We start from the raw sequence: 2,572 nt of genomic DNA, 5'->3' as shown, positions 1-2,572 counted from the left end.
GCACGGCTAGCTCCTTGAACTCCGCCGTGTACATCTGTTTTGGTATCTTCTTCATTGCTGGTCTTTCCAAAGGATCGTTGATTTTACGTTACCTATGGAAGACTAAATTTCGGGGGAAGCTCAGTTGGTGCGCCGCCTTTGCACAGCACATTGCCCTGTCCCCACTAATGAATTTGAAACAGGTAAATTAAAAAAACAGAAAGCAGATATAACAGATCACAGATCACAGATCAGAGAGATAACGAATACTACCGGCTGCACAGTCGCCTGTCACAACTCCATGACTTTAACCCGCGCCGCCAATCCGCACATCAATTCATAGCCGATCGTCGCGGCCGCGTGCGCCACTGCGTCAATTGGCAAACCATCACGCACGAAGTCATCGCACTGCCGGTGCCGGGCACATTGGTCAGATTGACCGAGAACATGTCCATCAATACCCGGCCGACCTTGCCTACCGCGCCGATAAGCAGGCCGTCAACCGGCAGCAGGGTCGGGTTTTGCCAGCCGAGTTGGCGCACATGCGGGGCATTTTCCGGCGCGATCCATGCCAGCCTGTCAGCCTCGGGAAAACCGCACATGCCAAGCTTCAATCCATGCCCATAGCCTTGGCCTTGAGCACCGCCCAGATTTTGGCATCGGGGCATACGATTTGGCTATACGCCAGTTATGCTGCAATGCAAAAACATTGATCTTGGCAACAAGGGATTCAGGCATGGCGACGAGAACGCAAGGATGACGATGCCTGGCAAGCCCGGCATTTTAGCGGACGCATGATTGATAATGGATTGGCAATCTTATTATTACCTTAATGTTTTCGCTTTTGGCACTCTCATAATCACGGATCGGTCATATTTTCATGGTATAAAGCAAGTTGGGGACACATTGTTACATTCTGGGATGCGAATGAATCGCGGTTTTTATACCATCATGGCAGCGCAGTTTTTTTCTTCGCTAGCCGATAACGCCCTTCTTATAGCGGCAATAGCCTTACTGGCTGAAATGTCCTCGCCGGACTGGATGACGCCACTGCTGAAATTATTTTTTGTCTTGTCTTACGTGCTGTTAGCGGCTTTTGTCGGTGCTTTCGCCGATTCTTTGCCAAAAGGCAAAGTGATGCTCATCACCAACATGATAAAAATATTTGGCTGCCTGATGATGTTCGTTGACGTCCATCCGCTGATCGCCTACGCGATTGTGGGTTTCGGTGCCGCCGCATACTCGCCTGCCAAATACGGCATTCTGACCGAGCTGTTGCCGGCGGAAAAACTGGTCGCAGCCAATGGCTGGATCGAAGGCCTGACGGTCTCATCAATCATTCTCGGCACGGTTCTCGGCGGCGCGCTAGTCAACCCGCATGTCGTCTCGGTCCTGCTGGAACTGCATATCCCGGTCCTGAGTTGGAACCTCAACACGCCGACCCACGCCGCGCTGACAGTAATCGCCATACTTTACATTGTAGCCACCGTTTTCAATGTCAAGATTACAGATACCGGCGCCCGCTATCCCCACCAGCAACACCGCCCAAGCAAACTGATCGCGGACTTTGCCAACTGCTGCGCAATCCTCTGGAAAGACAAGTTGGGCCAGATCTCTCTCGCGGTCACTACGCTATTCTGGGGCGCAGGTGCCACGTTGCAATTCATCGTCTTGAAATGGGCAGAGAAATCGCTCGGCATGCCGCTCGACAAAGCCGCCATCCTGCAGGGCGTAGTGGCCTTCGGCGTTGCGATCGGCGCGGTTGCCGCGGCACGCATGGTGCCACTGAAAAAATCACTAACGGTGATGCCGCTAGGCATCATGATGGGCGTGGTGGTGATGGGAATGACAGCCGTGCACTCGGTGTGGGCGGCCTATCCGCTGCTGGTCGTCATCGGCGCCCTGTCAGGCTATTTCGTGGTGCCGATGAACGCCCTGCTGCAACACCGCGGCCACGTGCTGATGAGCGCCGGACACTCGATCGCCGTGCAAAACTTCAACGAAAACTTGTCGGTACTGACCATGCTGGTGCTGTACGCGTTCATGATCAAGATTGATCTCGACGTCAACATTGTGATTTTCATGTTCGGCTTCTTCGTCGCCGGCATCATGTTCTTTATCATGCGTAAGCATGCCGCCAACCAGCGCGAACACGATTCACTGGCATTGATTGGTGAAGTCAAACATTAGCAATCGATGCTACATGAGAAACAAAATTAGACACGAAGAAAGCGGGATATCTCCCGCTTTCTTGTTTTCAATCTTCGGACATGCTGTAGAACAGAAATCAGATCTTAGATTTCTAATCCGTAGCATGGGCCAAAGATCAACATTGGCGATAACGCGGCGGCCGACGCCCTAGATTTTTTTGCTGCAGAGCCTGCTCTAATGCGTAGGCAAGTTTGATCAGCGTTGGCTCACTATAGGCACCCCCGCTAAACGAAACGTTTCCTGGCTGTGAGCTTCTCCCGAAATTTAGTCTTCCATAGGTAACGTAAAATCAACGATCCTTTGGAAAGACCAGCAATGAAGAAGATACCAAAACAGATGTACACGGCGGAGTTCAAGGAGCTAGCCGTGCAACGGGTTGCCG

Annotated in this window: 3 protein-coding genes; 2 read left to right on the top strand and 1 reads right to left on the bottom strand. The window is 52.2% G+C overall.

The features are described from left to right. On the top strand, positions 1 to 191 hold a 191-nt coding region (locus ACIQ0R_RS12215; protein WP_395827837.1), incomplete at its 5' end, for a hypothetical protein. 120 nt (positions 192 to 311) lie between these two features. Here ACIQ0R_RS12215 and ACIQ0R_RS12210 read toward each other — a convergent pair. Further along, positions 312 to 647, bottom strand: a complete 336-nt coding sequence (locus tag ACIQ0R_RS12210) for a hypothetical protein (protein WP_395827834.1) — start codon at positions 645 to 647, stop codon at positions 312 to 314. Positions 648 to 906: 259 nt separating this feature from the next. Between ACIQ0R_RS12210 and lplT the strand changes: the two genes are divergently transcribed. Continuing rightward, entirely contained in the window at positions 907 to 2,169 is a 1,263-nt protein-coding gene (gene lplT / locus ACIQ0R_RS12205; protein WP_395827831.1) for a lysophospholipid transporter LplT, read from the top strand. Positions 2,170 to 2,572: the final 403 nt, after the last annotated feature.

The organism is Collimonas sp., from assembly GCF_044339385.1.
Classification (GTDB): domain Bacteria; phylum Pseudomonadota; class Gammaproteobacteria; order Burkholderiales; family Burkholderiaceae_D; genus Collimonas.
The sequence above is the reverse complement of the archived record's forward strand: the minus strand, read 5'-3'. Positions and strand labels throughout refer to the sequence as shown.

Bases quoted from the DNA above. Each gene is read 5' to 3' on its own strand.
- ACIQ0R_RS12210 (WP_395827834.1), bottom strand. From the start codon at position 647: ATGCCCCGATGCCAAAATCTGGGCGGTGCTCAAGGCCAAGGCTATGGG.
- lplT (WP_395827831.1), top strand. From the start codon at position 907: ATGAATCGCGGTTTTTATACCATCATGGCAGCGCAGTTTTTTTCTTCG.